This is a genomic window from TM7 phylum sp. oral taxon 349, from assembly GCA_018127705.1.
Lineage (GTDB): Bacteria > Patescibacteriota > Saccharimonadia > Saccharimonadales > Saccharimonadaceae > Saccharimonas.
In genome coordinates, this window is the sequence record CP072328.1 from 361926 (window position 1) to 377369 (window position 15444).

The following is a 15444-nucleotide window of genomic DNA, read 5'->3' on the forward strand; positions in this document are numbered from 1 at the left end:
AACCCTCAGCTCACCCTAGTTGCTGCGGGTTTTGCTTCGTCCTGCTTTGTCTTGTCCTGCTTTGTCCTGCTTTGTCTTGTCCTGCTTTGTCTCGTTAGCTGGTTCCGCTATACCTCGGCAGTCCTAGGCTATTGAATTGGTTAATGATTAGGGCTTTTAGTTTTTGTTCGGTTAGTTGGTTCGCTTCTGTGCGCGATTTCAGCCGTTCGCCGAATATGGTCTTTAGTCTAAAGAAAGTATTTTCAACTAGGCTGCGGCGATGGTAGTCGACATCAGCTTTCCAGCCATCTAGACCATACTCAATAACATGCCGAACAACTTGGTTGCGTTCCTCCCAGCCTGGTGTGTCATACCAACTAAAGTGCCGCCCGGTATTGAGGTGTAGTGTAGCATTTTTAGGCGGCGGGGCGATGAATTCTATGCCACGCTTTCTAGTGATGTCGAGATAATTACGCTGCGCGTCGTAAGCTCCGTCGCCGATGATGGTTTGCACAAGCGGTAGGGCTGTAGCGAGACTGAACCTGATCTAGCATCGGCAGAAGCTGGGTATTGTCATGAGTATGAGCGGAAGTATTAATAAGACCAACAATATCTCGGCTAGAGTGATCTATAGCGATGTGTAGTTCCCGCCAAGTCCGCTGGCGGCTATAGCCATGCTTTCTAGCTTTCCATTCACCTTCGCCGAATAACTTAAAGCCAGAGCTATCGATTAGCATAACAATATTCTCCCTGGAGCGACATTTCGGCAGGAAGTCAACGGTTAGTTTGGCAGCTCGCCTAGAGAGAGTAGAATAATCTGGAACCTTTCGGCTAATCTTCATTGCATTAAACAATAACTCGGCAAAGCCGCTGGTCTGGCGCAGTAGCAGATGAAACAGTTCGCGGATGATGAGGATTAATTTAATAAACTCATCGGAATAACAAAACGGGTGTCCATTTTTACCATTATTTTTCTGCTTCAGCGCATCTTGCTTAAAAACATCTTCGGCAAGGAAGATGCTTAGATTTCCTCGACTCTTGAGGGCGTTATTATACGCGCTCCAATTAGTAATCTTCCTGGCAGCCTTCCTAGCAACCTTCTTCGTGGTTATCCTAGCAGACTTTTTAGTGTTATTATTGGTATGAGCAGTGTTTTTATCTTTAGTCTTCACACCAAAAGAATAACACCGCTCATTTTTTGTTGTCTAGAGGGTTGTGCAACAATGCCTATTTTTCACATTGACTATTTCGTTCACGTTTGCTACCCTAATAACTAGGTCAATACGTTGTTTTTTTGTTGTCTAAGCCATGTTCATTGGTACTTGAGAGCGGAAAATGTAGTGCGTGAAACACCCCCCCCCAGTTGTACCGTTGCACGACAAAAAGCGCAACTTTTTTATTGCTAAAAAATAATAAAGCAAAGGAGAAAATATGCCCCGCAATAAGCGTGAAGGATTAGTTTTTGGTGTCGCTATGGCGTTTACGATGTCGTTATTTATGAATATATTTAACGCGTTTCGCCACGGCGGTATATCGGTTGAGGCACTTGGACATGCATTGCTGCTGCAGCCGGTAATTTTTACTATCGTGATGATTGTTGAAAATGCGGTCGTATCAAAAGTGGCTCATAAAGTCATGAGCGACATGGTACGAAAAAGCGATAGCGCTTCGGCAAAAGCGCTTGCTCAAACGGTGTGCGTGGTGACGGGTATGTCTCTTGTAATGAGTGCGATCGGGCTAGCGTTGTCTGGTGCGCCTCTCTCTGCTATGCCGGCACAGTTTGCGCTAGCGTGGCCAGTAAATTTCTGTGCCGCGTTTTTCTGGCAAGTATTTGCGGCAGCGCCTATTGCCCGTGGTGCACTTCGACTTTTTCGCCGCTATAACCGAAATACAGGCGCTGTAGCCACTACTGAGTAGTGTGAGTATAGCGCATAGTTTTTCGCGCGGATCTTAAACCCACCCCTCAACCGCAACACCCAAAGACGCGGCGTATTCCAGTGGCGTTAGCCACTGGAATCGTTTTCTTGGTCGGTTGTTAAGCATGGATTCTACTTTTAATATATCCCGGTTAGTTAGTTTTTTGAAGTCAGTGCCTTTGGGGAAGAAGTCGCGGATGAGCCCGTTGGCGTTTTCGTTTCTGCCTCGTTCCCAGGAATGGTAGGGATTGGCGAAGTAAATATCCGCTCCTAGGTCTTTCTCGGTTTGTCTCCAACCGGCAAATTCTACGCCGTTGTCGTAGGTTATGGTCTTTGGCAAGGCTCCGGTGTGCCTGCTGAGCCTTTCTAGATCAAGCATGGTCTGTTTTTGTATCTTATGTACATCATAGCCGCACACTAGGCTAATTGAGACTAACCCCGTCTTTCGCTCCACGTGAGTTAGCAATCTGTCTCGGCTATCTTTGCCGAAGATGGTATCGCCCTCTAGGTCGCCTAAGCGCCCGAGTTCATCCACTACGCCGGGTCTAGCTGCAATATTGCGTTTGCCGGCAGACATCCAGCCGGCAGGTACGGCAGGTATACGGCTGCATCTGTATTTCTTGCCGCGGCGCCGCAGGTGTTTATGGAGGTTGTATTTCTTGGCGTATTTGCAGATTGCTTTAGGCGAGACGTAAGACAAGCTAGCAGATTTGTCTCTTTTGTTAATCTCTATCTGCAGCCTGCCAGCAATCTGCTCGGGAGACCAACGCAGCCTGAGGCGCGATTCAACGAACTCTCTGGTTTGCTGGTATCCAGAAAGCTCCGAGCAGCAGGGATTGTTTCTTGCATCTAGCCAGCATCTTATGCTGGGCGGATTTAGCCAAGTAGTTTATTCTCTCGAATTGGCACAGGCGTCTTCTATGCCGAGCTTTCTTTTCGCGAATCACTGGCACTTTGGCGGTACCGCGAAAGTGTCTCGAGTCTAGTCCCAGCTCCTTAGGTTTATTAACTCTGGTCTTTTTGGCAAAATTTTGGTTTCGCCTGAGCTCCCGAGAGATGGTTGAGGGACTGCGGTTTAGCATGCGAGCTATCTCGCGCACCCTGGCTGAGCTTCTAAGCAGCGCTTCAATAACAATTCGCTCTTCGCTTGAAAGTTGTGTATACTCTCTTTGAGGCATTTTGGAATACCTTTCTGCTAAAATTAGGTTGTTTTCGTAGATCCAATTTTAACAAAGGACGAACCAAGATGCCTCTTTTTGTATGGGGAGTGTTGCGGTTGAGGGGTTGGTGTAGGGATTATTTTGGTTAGTGCAGACCATTATGGTATAATAACTATAAGCAAGGTCTGTGTTGCCGCAGACCGTTTTTTATGAAATAAGCAGAAGCCTACGCGGTATTAAGGAATATTATGACCGACCCAAATTATATTCGAAATGTTGCAATTATTGCGCACGTTGACCATGGTAAAACGACGCTTGTCGACGGGTTACTCAAGCAATCAAATACGTTTCGCGACAATCAGGCGGAAATGGCGCAAGCGTTGATTATGGATTCGGGCGATCAGGAGCGCGAGCGTGGTATTACCATCACCGCCAAGCAGACGACGGTGTACTATGGTGATTACAAAATCAATATTATTGATACGCCGGGGCATGCGGATTTTTCTGGCGAGGTTGAGCGGACGCTTAATATGGCGGACGGCGTATTGCTTATCGTCGATGCACAGGAAGGACCGATGCCACAAACGAAATTCGTTTTGAGTAAAGCGTTGGAGCTGGGTCTAAAGCCGGTAGTAGTGATCAATAAAATTGATAAGCCGGCGCGGCGCGTTGCTGAAGTTGAAGATGAACTGGCGGATTTATTTTTGGAGCTCGCGACCGATGAGTCGCAGCTAAAGTATCCGGTGTATTATGCGGCGGCGCGCGATGGCAAATCGTGGGTGCATATGCCGAGCGACCCAAGTGAGCCGGCTGATTTAGCGCCGATTTTCGAGGCGATTATTCAGCAAATTCCTGCGCCAAACGTGTCGGTAGACGGTTCGTTTCAGATGCTCGTAACAGCCCTGCAGTATGATAGCTTTTTGGGAAAGTATGCGATTGGGCGGATTAGCCGCGGTGTCGCTAAACGCGCAATGCCGATTGTGCTAATAAAAACTGACGGCACGGCGCAAAACGCTAAAATTGATAAATTATTTATTAGCCGCGGGCTCGCCAAAGAAGAAGTCGACGAGGCAGTAGCGGGCGATATTGTTTATGTCGTCGGTGCGGCTGCAGCGCATATCGGCGAGACGCTTGCCGACCGCGACAATCCTGAAGCGTTGCCGGTGATGGATGTCGAAGCGCCGACGATTAGCATGTACCTCGGGCCAAATACTAGCCCGATGAAAGGCCGCGAGGGCGAATTTACAACATCGCGGCAGATCGGCGATCGGTTGCAGCGCGAGCTAGAGACAAATGTGGCACTTCGTGTGCGCGAGGACGGCATTGGATTTATCATTTCGGGTCGCGGCGAATTGCATTTAAGCGTGCTAATTGAAGCGATGCGGCGCGAGGGTTATGAGTTTGAAGTTGGGCGGCCGAAAGTTGTAACGATAAACGAAGACGGCGTCGAGAAAGAGCCGGTTGAAGAACTGCTGATTGAAATTGGTGCAGAGTTTGTCGGCGTTGTCAGCCAGGAACTTGGTAAGCGCAAAGCGGAGTTGATTAAGCAAGAACAGACCGCGAGCGGTGCTGCGCGTATGACCTATCTCATCACGACGCGCGCATTGATTGGATTGCGCAACACGCTATTGACCGACACGAAAGGTACGGTGATTATGTATAGCTTGCCGCATGGTTATCAGCCGGCGAGTAGTACGTTGCCACGAACGCGCAATGGCGTGTTGATTGCTTTTGAGGCCGGCACAACGACGCCGTATGCGCTTGAAAACGCCGAAAGCCGCGGTGAACTATTTGTCGGACCAGGTGTGGAAGTGTATGCTGGTATGATCGTCGGGCTAAACAATCGTATGGACGACATGGAAATTAACGTTTGCAAAGCAAAGCACCTGACAAACATGCGTTCAAAATCAAGCGACGGCACAGTGCAGTTGACGCCGCATACAGAACTTAGTTTAGAGCAGTCAATTGACTTTATCGAAGACGATGAACTACTTGAGGTGACGCCGAAAAGTCTGCGTCTGCGTAAAAAATATCTCGACGCTAACGAGCGCAAACGCCATAGCAAATCGTAAATAAAAATCTCCCGCATGGTAAGACAGGCGGGAGATTGATATTAGCTTAGCTAATGTACTGTACGGTAATTCGCTTTCGCTTCATAGTTCTCCTTTTTGTTTTTAGTGATGTTTGTGTGATTAACCACTGTATCTATATTAGCATAAGCATGATGAAAAGTCAATAGTATTTTTTAATATTCTTGTTGTAACAGGGGCGGCTATTGTATATAATATACGCTTATGAAAAACGTAGACAATCGCTCTGTATTGCGTAAACGCTGGGCAAATGTAAATGCCCTGTATCAGATTTACCCGCGATCATTTATGGACTCAAATGGCGATGGTGTTGGTGATTTGCGCGGTGTAATTGATAAATTAGCCTATATAAAAAGCGGTGAAAAATCACTTGGCATCGACGCGATTTGGTTTTCTCCGTTCTATCCATCACCGCAAGCTGACATGGGCTATGACGTGTCGGAGTATTGCGACATTGACCCGATGTTTGGTTCGCTTGATGATTTTCGCGAACTGGTCGAAAAAGCGCACGCAAGCGGTATTAAAGTCATGGTTGATTTTGTGCCGAATCATACAAGCGATCAGCATCCGTGGTTTTTGGAATCGCAATCGTCGCGCGATAACGATAGAAGTGATTTTTACACGTGGCGCGATGCGCGCGCGGATGGTTCGCCGCCGAATAATTGGTTGAGTATTTTTGGCGGTTCGGCGTGGCAGTGGAATGAATCGCGGCAGCAATATTATTTACATACGTTCTTGAAAGAGCAGCCCGATTTGAATTGGGACAATCCGGCGGTGCGCCAAGAAATGAAGCGCGTTCTGAGATTTTGGCTTGATTTAGGCGTTGATGGATTTCGCGCTGACGCAGTGCGGTGGATTAGTAAAGATCCGCAGTTGCGTGACGATCCGCTCGCGGCGCATTGTTCTGACGAGCAATCAGTGCAGTCGTTTGATGATTTGCAGCATAAATATAGCCGTTTTTGGGAAAATCTGTTTCCATATTTGCGCGAGCTGACGGATGTTGTGGCATCGTATGACGATAGAATCATGATTTTCGAAGACTATCCCGATGGAAATTACGGCACGCAGGAACAATATCTCGGATTTTACGGCGTCAACCCTGACGTGTCGATGCCATTTAATTTTGAAGGCTTGAGTGCGAAGTTTTCAGCGGAATCGTTTAGTACGATGGTGAATGAATTTCAGGGCATGATTAATCCTGATATTCATACGCCGGTGTATTGTTTTAGCAATCACGACCAAGCGCGAATTGCGACGCGTTATGGCGGTACAGAACAGGCGCGGCTCGTTGCGCTGATGCAGTTGACGCTGCCGGGTCTGCCGGTGGTGTACTACGGCGACGAGATCGGTATGATGAACGCGCCGATCCGATTTGATGAAATTCAAGATAAGTCAGTATTTAGCCACGGTAATGACGAGTCGGTCGGGCGCGATCCCGAGCGTACGCCTATGCAATGGACGGGTGAAAAAAACGCCGGTTTTAGCCAAGCAAAACCGTGGTTGCCCGTTGATCCTATAAGTAAAAAAGTGAATGTTAATGTTGAGCAGCACGACCCCGATTCGTTTTTTGCCTTATATCAGCGGCTACTGAAACTACGTAGTCGGTATGAGATTCTGCGATTGGGCGAATACGAGCCGATCGGTGATGCGGGCGACGACATATTTGCGTATGCCCGGTGGATCGGCAAGGAGCAGCACGTGTTTGTGGCACTCAATTTTAGCGAAGAAATGCGCCGTGTTACGTTGCCGCACGCCGGATTTGTTTTATGCTCAACGCATCCGGTTGATTATCCGGCAATTGGCGCAAACGGCGTTGTAACGCTCCGACCGTATGAGGGTGTCTTGGTTGAATGTAGCGAGCACCGATTGCAGTGCGACAACTAAGCGAAGAGCTGCATAATTAAAAACGTATGTGCAGCTAATTGATCAGCAGCTTGACTTGATTTCGTCGGGTAAAAACCCTTTCTCATGCTGAAAGCCTGCTTGCCATTTGTAATCTTTGCCGTAACCGAGATCTTTCATCAACTTCGTCGGCGCGTTACGGATATGGAGCGGTACAGGCGCGTCGGGAAATTGTTTTGCTAGGTCTTTGGCGGCATGCATTAGGTCGGTGATTTCGCGCGATTTCGGGCTGCGCGCCAAAGCGACGGCGCAGTGGTATAAATTATAGTTCGCTTCCGGTAGCCCGACGCGTTCAACCGCTTGGAATGTTGCTACCGCGAGCGCGAGCGCGCCATTACCCGCTAGCCCAATGTCTTCAGAAGCGAAAATTATCATGCGTCGCGCGATAAACTTTGGATCTTCTCCGGCATCAATCATTCGGCTGAGATAATAGAGTGATGCTTGTACGTCGCTTCCGCGTAGTGATTTGATGAACGCTGAAATTACGTCGTAGTGCATGTCGCCTTTTTTGTCATAGCCAGGAATTTTCTTTTGTGCTGCTGCCTTTACGATATCGGGTGTAATTTTTTCGCTGAACCCGAGTGCTAATTCAAGATTTCCGAGTGCTACGCGTGCGTCGCCGCCGGATAATTCTGCGAGATAATCTAGCGCTTTCGGCGCGATCTGCTTTGATTTGCCAAGTGTTTTTAGCGCGCGCTTCAGAATTGCAATAATTTCATCTTTTGCAAGCGGCTGCAGTACAAGTACGCGCGTACGGCTCAGCAGAGCGGGAATGACCTCAAAGCTGGGGTTCTCGGTCGTGGCGCCAATCAAGGTAATTAGCCCTGATTCAACGTGCGGTAAGAACGCATCTTGCTGCGCCTTGTTGAAGCGGTGGATTTCGTCGACAAACAAAATCGTGCGTAAACCTAAATTCCAATTTTGCCGCGCGTGCTCAATTACTTTTTCGACATCTTTTTTACCACTCGTGACAGCACTGAGTTCAATAAATTCCGCGTTCACTTCGTGTGCAATAATACGTGCCAGCGTCGTTTTTCCTGTGCCCGGCGGACCCCAAAAAATCAAACTGACCGGTTCGCCCTGCACCACGATTTGGCGCAATAGCTCGCCGTTGCCGAGCAACTGCCCTTGTCCAATTACCTCGTCTAAGCTCTTTGGCCGCATTCGTTCTGCGAGCGGTACTCTCTCCATACTTGTATTATACCGCGATACGTGGTGTAAAAAAATAGAGCGTTACTCACCTGTATTTGTGCTTTTGGTTGAACCGTGCGATAATTATAAGCAATAAAAGGAGGGGTTATATGGAAATTCTTATCATCATATGCGTACTTGTATTCATTGCGATGTTGAGTGGTGTACGGGTAGTAAATCAATACCAGCGCGGCGTAGTGCTGACACTTGGTAGGTTCTCTGGTGTGCGTGAGCCAGGGCTTCGTATCGTTTTACCGGTCATCCAAACGATGACATTAGTTGATATACGATCGACGCCGATTGACGTGCCGAAGCAAGAGGTGATTACTAGAGATAACGTAACGGTTGGCGTTGATGCAGTTGTTTATTTTCGCGTCGTTAATGCACCGAAAGCTGTGCTTGAGACAACGAATTACATCTATGCTACTAGCCAGTTTGCACAGGCTGCTTTGCGTGATGTGACCGGTAATGTTGACATGGACGATCTACTTGCTAAGCGCGAAGAAATCTCGCAGCAAATCAAAGAGATTGTCGACGCCGAGACAGACAAATGGGGTATTGACGTCGAAAATGTAAAAATTCAAAATATTGAGCTGCCAGGTGACATGAAGCGGGCGATGGCGAAGCAGGCAGAAGCTGAGCGCGAACGTCGCAGTAACATTATAAATGCTGATGGTGAAAAACAAGCTGCTAAAACTTTGGCGGAGGCGGCTGAAATCTTAGCAACAACGCCGGGTGCAATTAACTTACGTACATTGAACACCTTGGAGCGCATATCAACAGAGCCATCACAAAAGACAATGATGCTGTTTCCGGTTGAATTGATTGACGCGCTGCGCGGAAGTCGGGAAAAATAAAACTCATTGTAATAGCTTAAGTACTTTGCCATAATATAGGGAGTATGTATTACAGTAATCGTGTTGACTTAGGGCGCATGCTTGGCGGTCGTCTCACAGACCTTAAGGGTGTAGAGCCTGTGGTTATTGCGCTTAAGGAGAGCGCCCTAACTGCGTGTATTGGGTTGGCAAGTACAATTAACGGTTGGATTTTTCCTCTACTCAGCAAAACAATTGAGATTCCTGGTGATCCTCGCATAATGGGTGCTATTGGGCCAAACGGAAATTTTACCTGGAGTCCTGATCTTGAAAAAATAGAGATTGACAGTATAGAGATGGAATCTCATATGGTTATTGAGGATGCTAAGCGCCAGGCTTTTTCGGAGTTGAATCAGTTGCTTGGCAAGTATGGTAATTTTTCTAAAGATGCACTTAATGGTAGGATTCTTCTGTTGACGGGTGATGTCATAAGAGATCGGATGGAGATTGCAGTTGCACTTGAATATTTAAAATCCGTCAGATACGCAAATTTGTATGGGCTTGGGGGAAATGTTGAGTCTGATGTCGCGACTTTTTACCACATTAATACTGACGTGTCAGTTGTACTCGATGTCATGTCGCACATGTTTCCTGCCGAACATTATTTCGAAAGGCAAGAAGACTATTCTGTCGAGGAGTGTAGATTATTAGTAACAAACATTTCGCAGTATTGGACGTAAAGGAGTGTAGTAAAAATGGACAACAATAATGCTACTATTCAGCAAAATCAAGAGATTCAAAATGAAGATCTGGCTAGAGCTAGCAATGCTATAGGTTTGATATCGCAAGCCTTTTCTGAGAAAGTGGTTGGACAGGAAAGGCTGCGGGCGATATTAATCATTAGCCTTATCACCGGGGGAAATATTTTGCTTGAGAGCGTGCCCGGTCTAGCAAAGACGACTGCAGTAAAAGCACTCGCATCCAGCGTTGGCGGAACGTTTAAACGCATCCAATGTACGCCGGACCTCCTGCCGAGTGATATTGTCGGTACTCAGATATACGATGGGTCTAGAGGTGAGTTTCGAACTGAGCTTGGTCCAATTCACGCAAATTTTGTACTGCTTGATGAGATTAATCGTTCTAGCGCAAAAACGCAAAGTGCCCTTTTGGAGGCAATGCAAGAGAAGCAGGTTAGCATTGGTGGAGTAAAATATAACCTGCCAAATCCTTTTATGGTGCTTGCGACGCAAAATCCTATTGAGCAGGAGGGTACGTATGAATTACCCGAAGCACAGCTTGATCGCTTTCTATTTAAGGAAATATTGTCGTATCCATCGTCTAAGGAAGAGGTGGCAATACTTAAGAGAATTGAGTCTGGGATATTAGATGAGGGTCAGGATCAAGAAACTGAACCGCGAGTTTCTGCAGATGAAATTGTATATTTACAAGGGCTAGCAAAGAAAGTCTACATAGACGATGCGGTAAAAGACTATATTGTTCAAATTGTGTCCGCCACGAGGGATCCCAAATCTGTAATTGCGCCGGATCTTGCTAAATATGTGCAATATGGTGCAAGTCCACGTGCAAGCATCGCTCTTCAGCAGGCATCAAAAGTCCTCGCACTAATGAACGGTCGAGGTTATGTCATACCGGAAGACATTAAGCAGCTTGGCTTTAGCGTATTGCGACATAGAATCATCCTTAATTTTGAAGCTGTTGCCGATCAAGTTCATTCCGAAGTTATTATTAATGCGATACTCAATACAGTAACAACGCCATAGCTTTATGAGTAGTCTTTTATCTCAAGTCAAATCTAAAATGATGATTTACTCGCATGAAAAAACGCGAGAGCTGCTTAGTGGAGAGTATGGGTCGGTATTCAAGGGGCGTAGTATGGATTTTGATGACTTGCGAGAATATGTCATTGGCGATGACACTAAAGATATTGACTGGAAAGCAACGGCGCGTAGCGGCAATACTCTCATCCGTCGGTATATTGCTATTCGAAAGCACAATATTCTATTGATTGTTGACACTGGTAAAAATATGGCAGCAGTGAGCGAATCAGGAGATATTAAGCGCGATGTGTCTATAATGGTTGCTGGAGCTATTAGCTCCATTGCTGTAAACCATGGTGACTTAGTTGGTATGTTGTCTGGGGACACGGAATCGAATAGCTTATTTCATTTTAAAGGCGAAAGTTCGCATATTGAGCAAATTCTGCAACATATTCAAAAAGCAACACGCTTAGATTCTCCGCGAGGAAAAATTGCTAATCAGCTAGATTATGCTGCGCGAAATTTGCGCAGGAAAATGATTACTGTTGTTATTAGTGACGATAGCCATATTGATGAGGAGTGTCAAAGGGGAATTCGTAACCTACGAGCACAGCATGAGATATTATGGGTTACGATTGGCGATGCTTCTGGACTCAAATCACATATAGATTTTTTTGATATAGACAATGATCTTCCGTTGTTGAGAGTGCCTAGGTTGGCGAAAGCTATTAGGGCGTCTTTTGAAGAAGCAAACAAAGTCACTATTGATAACCGTATGAAATTTTTTAATAGGATGGGTATCGTTGAGCAGCGGATAACTGGCGAAAGCGAAGTCATGCACGATCTTTATCGGCTACTGGAGAGGAGTCGCTATGCCAGAATACGCTGAACTAAGAGAGTGGATGGAGTTTGATATAACTGCCATGCTAGTTGGTGTATTGTTGGTTGTTGGGCTATGTACATGGTATGGATTTGTTTTTTTTGTAACCAGAAAAAAACCGCAGCGGACGCTGGCGACTCTTAAACCGAAGCCTTATGCCCCACCCGATATCACCCGCCTACAGGAAAAGTATTTGTCTATGCTTTCTGAATTGGAAGAAAAGTATTCTGATAAGAAGTTGTCAAATAAAGCAGTTCATCAGAAGTTGAGCTATCTAGTGAGGTTCTTTGCGTATGAAGTCAACGGACATAGAGTTGACACCTTAACTCTTGCTGATCTTGAGAAAAGTCGGTATGAGAACTTGACAAAAGCTGTGAGGTTATATTATCCTGCGGAATTTGCTAAATTTCAAGAAAGCGATGTCGCGACGTCAATGGCACTTGCGAGAGAGGTTATTCAAAAGTGGAACTGATTGCATGGTGGATGATGCCGCTTATGGCAATTCTTGTGGCGGTAACGTTGTTTTTGGCGCGTGCTTCCCAGGCGCGTCGCGATCATACACGAGAAAGGCTGCCGCTTGCAAATAGTTTTAGGCTGCTAGCTCTGCCTGAGTATAAGCTATTTTTGAAGAGGTACGCTTTTCTCACGAGAGCAGTTCTTGTTGCCTGTATTCTTTCGCTGTTTCTCTTGGTTATAATATCCGGTAGGCCTGCGGCGGTTTCCGTTGTGCAGCCTGATGTCACTGGTCGAGATATTGTATTATGTTTGGATGTTCATTCGCTTTTAGCTATTAATATGGATGCAAGAATAACAAAAACGTACGTAGAGTTAGCAAAACAGTTTAAGGATGAGAGGCTTGGTTTGGTGGCGTTTGACGCATCTCCGGTAACTATCTTTCCATTGACGGATAATCGTGAATTTATCGTTGAACAACTTTCTCAATTTTCTAAAAAAGCTGAGAAATATTATGAATCACTAATAAAGAGGGAATGGTCAACAGGCAAGACCGCGTTTGAGTTTAGAGATTTGGTAAGAGGAACGGAGCAAGGGGATACAGCTCATGTTGCTACTGGTGATGGTTTAGCGAGTTGCGTTAATCGGTTTGACAGGGCGGATTCCAAGCGCCTTCGGTCGGTTGTTTTTAGCGCAGAAAGCCGCGCTCGTTATATTGATCAGAACCAGATTGTTACTCTCCCTGAGGCGGCGGCTATAGCAAAAGACAAGAATATTCGTATATATGGTATGAATTTATATGATCATAATGATACAGATTCTGACGTGTTTAAATCAGCGATGCTTGCGACGAACGGTGATTACTATGCAGTAAACGAGGGCAGCGATATCTTGGCTATAAGAGGTATCGCAAATAAAATAGCCGCGCAGGAAGCAACACGGTTTAAGGGGTCGCCGCGGCTGCTGCGCATAGATCAGCCGCAAATTTATATATATATGTTTATGGCGCTTTTGGTGGTGCTTATTATATTTGCATGGAGGATGGGGCTATGACGCTGCAGCCAGTTATGCCTCTTTGGACTATTGCGGCAGTCCTTACGCCAATAGCTGGATTGCTTATATATTTGATAATAGCTTATCGCCATGATCGTAGAAAATGGGCATGGCTGAGGAGGCTTTTCTTAGTTGCATTGACGGCTATAAGTGCGCTTGGTGTATCTGTGCCTGGTAAAACATATGCTACAGGAAATTCTTTACTAGATGTATATTTTTTATTTGATCAATCGTACAGTGCAAAAGCTCTTGACTATGACGGTGGCAAAGAGCGTCTTGAAGGCATGCGCCATGACGTGAAGGCTATTGCCAGCTCGTTAGTTGGTGCAGACTTTAATTTGATACTATTTGACAGTATCGTTTCAGCTCCGTTGCCGAAGACATCTGATATATCCGCGCTAGAAACGGTATTAAATACGACAGCGATTCGTCAAACCGAAAGTGCCATTAGTGCTCCAGTGCAGTTGACGGAGCAAATGCTGCGGCGAGACTATGAGAAAAAGCCGCATAGAGGAAGGATTGTTTTCTATTTTGGCGATGGCGAGCAGACGGCAGATAAGCCGGTTGAATCATTTGAACGGCTTAAACCATTTATCAGCGGAGGCGCCATATTGGGATACGGCACAGAGAGCGGTGGTAAAATGCATGATAAGTATTGGGGTACAAAACTCCAAATAAGAGAATTTATACCCGACAATACGGCAAAAGACTCCTTCCCGCTGCCTGATGCAATTTCAAAAATTAATGAGACTAACCTGAGAAATATTGGAAAGCAGGCAGGATTGCAGTATTTTCATCGCACAAAGCCGGATGAAATAAGTGATATAATAAAAAAAATTGAAATAACGAAGGTAATTGAACGGAGTACGGATTCTGATTATTACGACAACCTGACATGGCTTATTGCGCCGTTCATGATTATCTTGAGTGCTATTGATGGTTGGGTATTTTATACATCAGACGTGAATGCTAAGAAGCTTCGAAAGGTAAGTGATGAAGAATCGGCCATTTGATCTGGCAAAGTTAGATTTTGAGAAGATTCGAAAAAGAAGGCGGAGAAAACTGTTGCGTTGGTCGGCGCCAGCTTGTACCATTATTATGGTAATTGCTCTTTACCTTACCTATATATCCGCCCTTAAGTCAATCGCCTACCGCTCGTATGCTACTTCGTCTTATGAGGCGGCTGTCTCCTTTCTTGATCATTCCGTATTCGTCGATGTTTTAGAGAAATATAAGGTGTATTTCAATCAGGGAAATGCATACTTTAAGAGGAAAGAATACAATCAGGCTGAAAATTATTTTCGGAAATCACTAGAAATCGTGCCAAAGGTGCAGGAATGCAGCGTGAGGATTAATCTTGCATTGAGCATTGAGACTCAGAGTGACAGGGAAGTGGATCTTAAGCACTATGACATTGCGACGGAAAAATACGATGACATAAAAGCGGTTTTATACGACGGGCAAGAGAGCTGCAATGTGCAGTTAAATAGGCTTTTGTATTCGGATAAGCAAGCAAAACATGAAGACTATTCTAAAAATCAACGCGATTTTTATGCAATTTATCAGCGGATTCAGGAGAAATCAAATGATGTAAAAAGAAAGAAAAATGGAGACGAAACAGATAGCCATAAGAGCAACAGCTCTGAGGCAACGAAAAAAGAGCTAGAGAATATGCAAAGAAAAATAGATGAATTGGAAGAGAAAACTAAAAAAGCGCAAAAATACAAGAGCGATAGAGAGGAGATGGATAGGTTCTGGCACGATAAAACGGACACTCAGCGACCATCAAAACGATGGTGAGGTGGCGAGATCTTGACGGTGTTTGTGGTGTTGTGTAATGGCAATATTATCTTACTGTATAAGATAGTATTTTGTTCATGATTTTGAATGAGAAATGTTTAATAACATAGCACACTCTTATACATATCTATTTAACAAAAAACTAGCTCCTATAAAAAGCTAGTCGTCTGCGTTATGTGGTGCGGGTTAGGAGACTCTAACTCCTGGCCTCTTCCATGGCAAGGAAGCGCTCTAACAACTGAGCTAAACCCGCATAGGATTTATGTGTATCATTATAGCGGACTTGCCGATTGATTTCAATACCTCTGCGTTATGTAGTATAATAATGAAAGGTATTTGCGGGTATCGTATAACGGCTATTATGTATGCTTCCCAAGCATGAGACGAGGGTTCGACTCCCTCTACCCGCACCAGACCATTGATAATA

Annotated in this window: 15 protein-coding genes, 2 tRNA genes and 1 pseudogene; 12 read left to right on the forward strand and 6 right to left on the reverse strand. The window is 45.6% G+C overall.

Translation table 11 applies throughout. The features are described from left to right. Positions 1–94: 94 nt before the first annotated feature. Both J5A52_01905 and J5A52_01910 read right to left on the reverse strand, forming a co-directional pair. Positions 95–493 (reverse strand): transposase, encoded by a 399-nt coding sequence (locus J5A52_01905; protein ID QUB37829.1) that lies wholly within the window; start codon positions 491–493, stop codon positions 95–97. Beyond that, on the reverse strand, positions 450–1151 hold the full coding sequence (locus J5A52_01910) for an IS5 family transposase (GenBank protein QUB37830.1): 702 nt from the start codon (positions 1149–1151) through the stop codon (positions 450–452). The genes J5A52_01905 and J5A52_01910 overlap by 44 nt, the downstream gene beginning before the upstream one ends. Before the next feature lie 259 nt (positions 1152–1410). Between J5A52_01910 and J5A52_01915 the strand changes: the two genes are divergently transcribed. Next, positions 1411–1896, forward strand: a complete 486-nt coding sequence (locus tag J5A52_01915) for a hypothetical protein (GenBank protein QUB37831.1) — start codon at positions 1411–1413, stop codon at positions 1894–1896. 33 nt (positions 1897–1929) lie between these two features. Here J5A52_01915 and J5A52_01920 read toward each other — a convergent pair whose 3' ends face one another. Together J5A52_01920 and J5A52_01925 are read right to left on the reverse strand one after the other, a co-directional pair. Further along, positions 1930–2760 (reverse strand): IS30 family transposase, encoded by an 831-nt coding sequence (locus J5A52_01920; protein QUB37987.1) that lies wholly within the window; start codon positions 2758–2760, stop codon positions 1930–1932. Between the two features lie 145 nt (positions 2761–2905). Further along, positions 2906–3073: pseudogene (locus tag J5A52_01925) on the reverse strand (helix-turn-helix domain-containing protein). Positions 3074–3303: 230 nt separating this feature from the next. Here J5A52_01925 and typA point away from each other — a divergent pair. Together typA and J5A52_01935 are read left to right on the forward strand one after the other, a co-directional pair. Then, the gene (gene typA, locus J5A52_01930) at positions 3304–5127 is read left to right on the forward strand and encodes a translational GTPase TypA (protein ID QUB37832.1); all 1824 of its coding nucleotides are present in this window, start codon (positions 3304–3306) and stop codon (positions 5125–5127) included. A gap of 222 nt (positions 5128–5349) precedes the next feature. After that, positions 5350–7029, forward strand: a complete 1680-nt coding sequence (locus tag J5A52_01935; GenBank protein QUB37833.1) for a DUF3459 domain-containing protein — start codon at positions 5350–5352, stop codon at positions 7027–7029. 42 nt (positions 7030–7071) lie between these two features. Here the strand turns inward: J5A52_01935 and J5A52_01940 are convergent, their stop codons facing one another. Further along, entirely contained in the window at positions 7072–8238 is a 1167-nt protein-coding gene (locus tag J5A52_01940) for a replication-associated recombination protein A (protein ID QUB37834.1), read from the reverse strand. A 110-nt stretch (positions 8239–8348) separates the two neighbouring features. Here J5A52_01940 and J5A52_01945 point away from each other — a divergent pair, with 110 nt between their 5' ends. From J5A52_01945 to J5A52_01980, 8 genes are all read left to right on the forward strand, one after another. Further along, the gene (locus J5A52_01945) at positions 8349–9095 is read left to right on the forward strand and encodes a slipin family protein (protein ID QUB37835.1); all 747 of its coding nucleotides are present in this window, start codon (positions 8349–8351) and stop codon (positions 9093–9095) included. Between the two features lie 44 nt (positions 9096–9139). Next, positions 9140–9793, forward strand: a complete 654-nt coding sequence (locus J5A52_01950) for a hypothetical protein (protein ID QUB37836.1) — start codon at positions 9140–9142, stop codon at positions 9791–9793. Positions 9794–9808: 15 nt separating this feature from the next. Next, the gene (locus J5A52_01955; GenBank protein QUB37837.1) at positions 9809–10834 is read left to right on the forward strand and encodes a MoxR family ATPase; all 1026 of its coding nucleotides are present in this window, start codon (positions 9809–9811) and stop codon (positions 10832–10834) included. A 112-nt stretch (positions 10835–10946) separates the two neighbouring features. Then, the gene (locus tag J5A52_01960) at positions 10947–11720 is read left to right on the forward strand and encodes a DUF58 domain-containing protein (protein QUB37838.1); all 774 of its coding nucleotides are present in this window, start codon (positions 10947–10949) and stop codon (positions 11718–11720) included. Further along, complete coding sequence (locus J5A52_01965; protein QUB37839.1) at positions 11704–12183, forward strand: hypothetical protein; 480 nt, start codon at positions 11704–11706, stop codon at positions 12181–12183. Before J5A52_01960 ends, J5A52_01965 begins: the two co-directional genes overlap by 17 nt. After that, positions 12174–13217 carry a hypothetical protein gene (locus J5A52_01970; protein QUB37840.1) on the forward strand — a complete coding sequence of 348 codons (1044 nt, stop codon included), beginning with the start codon at positions 12174–12176 and terminating at the stop codon, positions 13215–13217. The genes J5A52_01965 and J5A52_01970 overlap by 10 nt, the downstream gene beginning before the upstream one ends. After that, entirely contained in the window at positions 13214–14230 is a 1017-nt protein-coding gene (locus J5A52_01975) for a VWA domain-containing protein (GenBank protein QUB37841.1), read from the forward strand. Before J5A52_01970 ends, J5A52_01975 begins: the two co-directional genes overlap by 4 nt. After that, positions 14211–15017, forward strand: a complete 807-nt coding sequence (locus J5A52_01980; GenBank protein ID QUB37842.1) for a tetratricopeptide repeat protein — start codon at positions 14211–14213, stop codon at positions 15015–15017. The genes J5A52_01975 and J5A52_01980 overlap by 20 nt, the downstream gene beginning before the upstream one ends. Before the next feature lie 177 nt (positions 15018–15194). Here the strand turns inward: J5A52_01980 and J5A52_01985 are convergent. Continuing rightward, a tRNA-Gly gene (locus J5A52_01985) sits at positions 15195–15270 on the reverse strand. Positions 15271–15355: 85 nt separating this feature from the next. On the opposite strand from J5A52_01985, the gene J5A52_01990 reads away from it, so the two are divergent. Beyond that, positions 15356–15430 (forward strand) — tRNA-Gly (locus J5A52_01990). Positions 15431–15444 lie beyond the last annotated feature (14 nt).

Excerpts from the sequence above, each read along its gene's own strand:
- J5A52_01935 (QUB37833.1), top strand. The coding sequence starts at position 5,350 with ATGAAAAACGTAGACAATCGCTCTGTATTGCGTAAACGCTGGGCAAAT.
- J5A52_01965 (QUB37839.1), top strand. The coding sequence starts at position 11,704 with ATGCCAGAATACGCTGAACTAAGAGAGTGGATGGAGTTTGATATAACT.
- J5A52_01950 (QUB37836.1), top strand. The coding sequence starts at position 9,140 with ATGTATTACAGTAATCGTGTTGACTTAGGGCGCATGCTTGGCGGTCGT.
- J5A52_01955 (QUB37837.1), top strand. The coding sequence starts at position 9,809 with ATGGACAACAATAATGCTACTATTCAGCAAAATCAAGAGATTCAAAAT.
- J5A52_01975 (QUB37841.1), top strand. The coding sequence starts at position 13,214 with ATGACGCTGCAGCCAGTTATGCCTCTTTGGACTATTGCGGCAGTCCTT.
- J5A52_01940 (QUB37834.1), bottom strand. The coding sequence starts at position 8,238 with ATGGAGAGAGTACCGCTCGCAGAACGAATGCGGCCAAAGAGCTTAGAC.
- J5A52_01960 (QUB37838.1), top strand. The coding sequence starts at position 10,947 with ATGGATTTTGATGACTTGCGAGAATATGTCATTGGCGATGACACTAAA.
- J5A52_01915 (QUB37831.1), top strand. The coding sequence starts at position 1,411 with ATGCCCCGCAATAAGCGTGAAGGATTAGTTTTTGGTGTCGCTATGGCG.
- J5A52_01945 (QUB37835.1), top strand. The coding sequence starts at position 8,349 with ATGGAAATTCTTATCATCATATGCGTACTTGTATTCATTGCGATGTTG.
- J5A52_01980 (QUB37842.1), top strand. The coding sequence starts at position 14,211 with ATGAAGAATCGGCCATTTGATCTGGCAAAGTTAGATTTTGAGAAGATT.
- typA (QUB37832.1), top strand. The coding sequence starts at position 3,304 with ATGACCGACCCAAATTATATTCGAAATGTTGCAATTATTGCGCACGTT.